Source organism: Serratia sp. (in: enterobacteria) (assembly GCF_046715635.1).
GTDB lineage: Bacteria > Pseudomonadota > Gammaproteobacteria > Enterobacterales > Enterobacteriaceae > Chania.
On sequence record NZ_JBKJYW010000265.1, the window covers coordinates 1 to 5,837 of the forward strand.

General features: G+C 48.0%; 4 protein-coding genes and 2 pseudogenes. 2 read left to right on the top strand and 4 right to left on the bottom strand.

Features of this window, described 5'->3' with window-relative positions; translation table 11 throughout:
* A pseudogene (locus ACLQ7H_RS13150) lies at nucleotides 1-322 on the top strand (flavin oxidoreductase); the annotation flags it as partial.
* Between the two features lie 72 nt (nucleotides 323-394).
* Here ACLQ7H_RS13150 and ACLQ7H_RS13155 read toward each other — a convergent pair.
* From ACLQ7H_RS13155 to ACLQ7H_RS13165, 3 genes are all read right to left on the bottom strand, one after another.
* A complete protein-coding gene (locus tag ACLQ7H_RS13155; protein ID WP_081375877.1) occupies nucleotides 395-1,597 on the bottom strand; it encodes a Bcr/CflA family multidrug efflux MFS transporter in 1,203 nt (400 codons plus the stop codon).
* Nucleotides 1,598-1,856: 259 nt separating this feature from the next.
* The gene (locus tag ACLQ7H_RS13160) at nucleotides 1,857-2,717 is read right to left on the bottom strand and encodes an aldo/keto reductase family oxidoreductase (RefSeq protein WP_411753059.1); all 861 of its coding nucleotides are present in this window, start codon (nucleotides 2,715-2,717) and stop codon (nucleotides 1,857-1,859) included.
* A 539-nt stretch (nucleotides 2,718-3,256) separates the two neighbouring features.
* Complete coding sequence (locus ACLQ7H_RS13165) at nucleotides 3,257-3,985, bottom strand: TetR/AcrR family transcriptional regulator (RefSeq protein ID WP_411753060.1); 729 nt, start codon at nucleotides 3,983-3,985, stop codon at nucleotides 3,257-3,259.
* A gap of 213 nt (nucleotides 3,986-4,198) precedes the next feature.
* Here ACLQ7H_RS13165 and ACLQ7H_RS13170 point away from each other — a divergent pair, with 213 nt between their 5' ends.
* Nucleotides 4,199-5,587, top strand: coding sequence for an MFS transporter (locus ACLQ7H_RS13170; RefSeq protein WP_411753061.1), 1,389 nt, complete (start codon nucleotides 4,199-4,201; stop codon nucleotides 5,585-5,587).
* A gap of 82 nt (nucleotides 5,588-5,669) precedes the next feature.
* Here ACLQ7H_RS13170 and ACLQ7H_RS13175 read toward each other — a convergent pair.
* Nucleotides 5,670-5,837 (bottom strand): annotated as a pseudogene (locus ACLQ7H_RS13175) (transcriptional regulator); the annotation flags it as partial.

A 5,837-nucleotide genomic window follows, 5' to 3' on the forward strand; every position in this document is an offset into this window, starting at 1 on the left:
ACTCTCCACCGGGTTGCGAGCCAGCGAGGCCAGAATGCTGCTGGTGCTAGACAGCGACGCCTGCCTTGATAAAGCCTGCCTGCTGGCAGAAATGGCGATGCCAACCAGAGAGATCGAAGAGGCGCAGGAAGCGTTATACCGTAAAGGCCTGGTGTCCAGCACCGAGAACGGCCATCACTTGACCGAGGCAGGCGAACGCCAGGCCAGCATGCTGAGAGATATTGCCGCCAAACAGCAAGAGCAGGTCCTATCCGCTTTCACGGCAGACGAAGTGGGCATTTTGAAGAAGCTGTTGCGCGGTATTATTGCCAATAGTCAGTGATTTAAATCGGTAAACCTCATGCGCATTGTCGGCAGCGGCAATGCGCATGAAAACCTCACCACCGCATCCTACCTATTCATGCAGCCGTGAACCTATTCGTGCCACAGACATCCTCTGCCCTACCCAACCTAGCGCCGCGCAGACAGCCATCACTAACGTCATGGCAAACGGCGTATCATCCTGCAACCAGGAAACGGCCAGGCTTGCCAACGCCCCCATGCCAAACTGCAACGAGATCGCCAGGGCACTGGCACTCCCAGCCTGTTGGCCACGCTGTTGCAACAATAACGACAGGCTGTTAGTGCCGATAGCGTTCACCAGCGACATAAACAACACCACCAGAATCACCAGGATGGACAGGCTCTGCTGATGAAACACCAGTAGCAACAGCCCAAACAACACCTGGGCGCTGCTTTGTATCATCAACAAGCGCGGCAGGCTGTAGACCTTCAGCATCCGCACGTTCAGCAGCAGCACGGCGATCATGCCAATGACGTTGCAGCCAAACAGCAGCCCGTAATACTGAGCGGGCACCTGGAAGTAGCTGATGTAGACAAAAGGAGAACCGCTGATAAAGGCAAACATGCCCGCGAAGGAAAACGCCAGGGTAGCAATAATGCCCATCGCCTCTCTGTCACGGACCAACAGGCAATAGTTATGAAACGCTTTCAGTATGCTGCCCGACTGCCCTGGCGGGGTCTTTAACGTCTCCGGCAGTACCCAGAACACCAATAACCCGCTGATACAACCCACCACCGCCAACAGCATAAAGATGGCTTGCCAGTCGAAGACCATCAGCAAAGCACCGCCCAACAGCGGGGCCAGCAGCGGTGCAATCATGGTAACCAACGTCATTAGCGATAACACTCGGGGCAGTTCATCCGAGGTATAAACATCTCTGGCGATGGCGCGCGCCATCACCACAGCGGCTCCGCTACCAAATGCCTGTAACGCCCGCAGCACCACCAGTTGCTCAACCTGGGTGACCTGCGTGCAGAGCACGCTGGCAATCACAAACAGCAGCATGCCGCTCAACAGCAGCTTTCGCCTGCCTAGCCGATCGCTAAGCGGCCCGTACAGCAACATGCCGATGCAAAAACCGGCAAAGAATGCCCCCAATGAGTGCTGCATCTGCCCCTGTGTGGCATGCAGTTGTTGCCCCATCGCGGGTAACGCAGGTAGATACATATCAATCGACAGCGGGCCAAAAGCCACCAGCGATCCCAGTAGCGGGATCAACCAACGTGGCGGCCGGTTAGTAAAGGCAGGTGGCATAGCGGCTCCTTTATCATCAATAACGCCTCAGCGGTTGTGGGCGTGAGTCTTGGTGATTATTCGTTAACATATTAACAACCATCTTGTGAAATGGACACATTTAAGACAACATTTGTCTCTTTCCTGACGAAAATGGATTTTATTAATACATTAAAGAAAACAGGACTGGCGTTGATACGCAGAGGGCTGAGAATGCTGGGAGGATGTATTATTAGCGGGAACCCAGGGCTCCCGCAGAGGTTACATTTTCCGGGTTGCCTTACATCGCATTCAACTTCGCAATAGCATCGCCCGGCAGTTTGAGTTGGGCTACGGCGAGATTCTCTTTCAGATGGGCCAGGGAAGATGTTCCTGGGATCAGCAGAATGTTTGGTGAACGCTGCAGCAACCAGGCAAGTGCCACCTGCATAGGCGAGGCTCCCACCTGCTGCGCAACTTCTGACAACGTCGTAGACTGCAACGGCGTGAATCCACCCAGCGGGAAGAACGGCACATAGGCAATGCCCTTGCCAGCCAGTTCGTCGATCAGTGCGTCGTCATCCCGGTGTGCCAGGTTGTAATTATTCTGTACGCAGACAATCTCACAAATCTTCTGCCCTTGCGCAACCTGAGCTGAGGTGACATTACTCAGCCCGATATGGCGGACCAGCCCCTGCTGCTGTAGCTCGGCTAGCACGGAGAGTGGCTCTTCAAGCGACCCTTCTGCTGGTCCGTGTGCATCAAACATGCAGCGTAGATTGACCACATCAAGCACATCCAACCCCAGATTACGCAGGTTGTCATGCACGGCCTGGGTCAGCTCCGCCGGAGAAAACGCAGGCAACCATGCGCCTTGCTCATCGCGGCGAGCGCCGATCTTGGTGACAATGACCAGATCGTCGGCATAGGGATACAGCGCCTGGCGAATGATTTGATTGGTGTAATGCGGGCCATAAAAATCGCTGGTATCGATATGGTTGACCCCGCTGGCAATCACTTCACGCAGTACCGCGATGGCCGTTTCAGGATCCTTCGGCGGACCGAAAACACCTGGCCCGGCGAGCTGCATGGCGCCATAGCCGAGCCGCTTGACGGTATGCGTGCCGAGCGTAAAAGTACCTGACAGATGAGTGCTGGACATAATCAAACTCCTAATAAGATGGCGCAAAGTTCAGACGCTGCTGTTGCCGACGATAGGTAAACAATATAGACACTATCGGGCACGATGACATCGACTGCGATAATACGCCTGTTTAGCGACCATAACCTCGGATTTCTTACTCATCAGAGCCTGACAAATTGTAATCATTTTTCAGTCAGAGCTAGACTGTTTCGCGCGATTATAAATGGTGGTCTAACCGTGAGATGCAAATCATCTCAGCCGTTTGAGAATAAAAAACTTTTCGTTGGCAGGACTCACGTCAGCCGTATTTATTGATCGAGAAAACTAACTTTTTCACTGAATTCAGGTGAAACTAAGATGATTGTAACCTGCTTCGATGACGGTTAATTCTTCTGCACTAAAAAACTGCCATTTTCGTTTACCATTTTCATACCAACAGCAATATACCCGACTAGAAACCTTACCATTTACAACCATAATTTCACGTCGTTTATGTGAGCGTACAAGCATCCCTGGCATAAACATTAAATACCTCCGGTTGAGACATGGCTATTACTTTAATCTGTCTTTAACACACTCATCATGATAAATTCATTTGCCTGCCTGAGACAGGAAAAATCAGGTTTAACCTTGCCATAAACACGCATGCCTTCAAGCATCATAAAGAGGCTTTCAGCCATAACCTCTGCCTTGACATCAAGCCTAAACACGCCTTTTTCTTGACCCCGTTTGATTATGCTCAGCAAGTTTTTTTTGATCCCACTGAACATATAGCTGACTTTCTCGCAAATGTCCTTATCACCTGGGATCAACTCACTCGCCGCCGCAATGGTAAAGCAACCCCGCATGCCATCTTCGTCGGTAGAGAGTAAAGCACAATAATCCAGAGTTTCTCGCAAGGCCTTCTCAGGATCCTGTTCACATGCTCGCTTCTCCATTCGGCTCAACCCATCATTCATGTATTGGGTTAGTGCAGCCAGAAAAATGGATCTTTTATCTGGATATAATTTGTAAATACTCGCACTGGCCAAACCCGATGCCTTCATCAAATCAGCGATTGAGGTAGCATGAAAACCTTTCATCCAAAAGACACTTAACGAAGCGTTAAGAAAATCTTGTGGATGAAACTCTCGAGGTCTACCAATATTTTTTTTCATATTTTCTACTGTTTTTGGTGTTTCACAACATAATCCCAGCCTTAATTGTAGATTAAACATTCCACAAGTCAAGAGGTAAAGCTTTGACAAATTAAACACACAAATAAATTGACCAAACAACTCAATCAATTGATTTCTTTAAAAAATAAATACACCGACAAACTCAACGTGATTATCTTTAATAACCAAATAGAATATACATATTCAATTTGGTTATTTTGGCAACACATAAACAACATGTATTCCTATCCCCGCAAGAAACATTTTTCATATGGAGGCCATTATGGCCATGGAAAAATCATTAATAACAATCAAGCTTACCTGTGAAGAAAATAAAGCGTAATGAAAACTTGTCGATCTTCGCTTCTGCAAACTGCACTGGTTACCTCACTTGGCTACGTAGTTGTTCAGCTTGATGTTACTATTGTTAATGTTGCATTACCTACCTTTGCTAAGGTATTTCAGGCAGACATGTCTGCATTACAGTGGATCCCTGATGCCTATGTCATCGTTTTTGCCGCCCTTCTTCTTGCAGCTGGTGGATTAAGCGATCGATTTGGCAGTCGGATGGTCAACTTAACCGGAATGGTTATTTTTTTGTTTTCCTCGTTGATTTGCGCCTTCTCATCCTCAATTGACATTATGATCGCTGGTCGAGTTGGTCAAGGAATAGGGGCAGCCCTCATTCTTCCCTCTTCTCTCGCATTGCTTTCGGCGGCCAGTCAGGGAAATGCTGTGCTCCGTACAAAAGCCATTGGATGGTGGAGCGCTATTGGTGGAATTATAAGTGCTGCAGGACCTTTTATTGGGGGACTTATATTAGAACACTACTCATGGCATGCACTTTTCCTCGTCAACATTCCGATCTGTATTGCTGGCATCATTTTTACTCTTTACTTCATCCCGGAACCACCACATTATCAATCTCAGCGAACCGACACCAAAGGGATATTGATTTTTATTGTTGCCAGTTTTTCATTGGTGTTTGTACTTATCAGTTCCGGAAAACCATCGGTATATACACTCTCAGACCTCATGATTATCGTGCTGTTTTTATTTTCGTCTATACAACTATTCCGCCACATCAGGAATAATGATTATGCTTTTATCCCACCCATTCTCTTAAGAACCCCTATTTTTTTCATGGGGTTAATCTTGGGTGCTGCCATGAATTTTTCATTTTATGGCTCAATATTTTTATTAACTATTTATTTTCAGGTTTACCGCGGATTTTCACCCGTAATGACAGGATTAGCACTACTTACCTTCACTATTATTGCGCTGGCCAATACTGCCAGCGGCTACTTATCTGAACGGTTTGGAGCTCGTCTAACTATCACGGCCGGGCTGGCCACAGCCTCAGTAACTTACATCATCCTCGCCTTTCTGGTGTATACCGATGCCAGTTATCTTACTTTTGTTTGTTTTCTATTCCTGATGCCGATAGGCGGTGGAATTGCCTTACCCACGCTTATTTCTGCATTTATTCATGCATCACCTACGGATAAAACCGCAACCGCTTCAGCGGCAATTAATGCCATGCGTCAAATCGGCGGAGCTATTGGCGTCGCGTTACTTGGACTACTGGTCTCCGATTTGCATTTCTCCGTCGGTGTCGGAACTACAATAGGTTTTCTGATTGCAGCCTTTATCATGTTGGCAACGGCTTTCCTTACCTATGCAAAGTTCTATAAACTTGATCCTGAGAGGATTTCACATGATCATGAGTAATATTCTTATTGTGGATGGAGTTTCAACTGCAGAAAATTATGCCCTAAGCCTCTGCGAAATAAGGGTTTTTTAGATGACGTGATTAAATAACAAACCCGTAGTGGGAACCATCCGGTAGTTCTACATCCAGACGCAATTTCCCCCCCGCGGCCTCAATATAGCGTTTGAGGGAGGAGAGCTTCAGATCGCGGCCAGGCTTTTCCATGCCCGCCACGGTGGGTTGTTTGATGCCAAGTGCCTGCGCCATTTC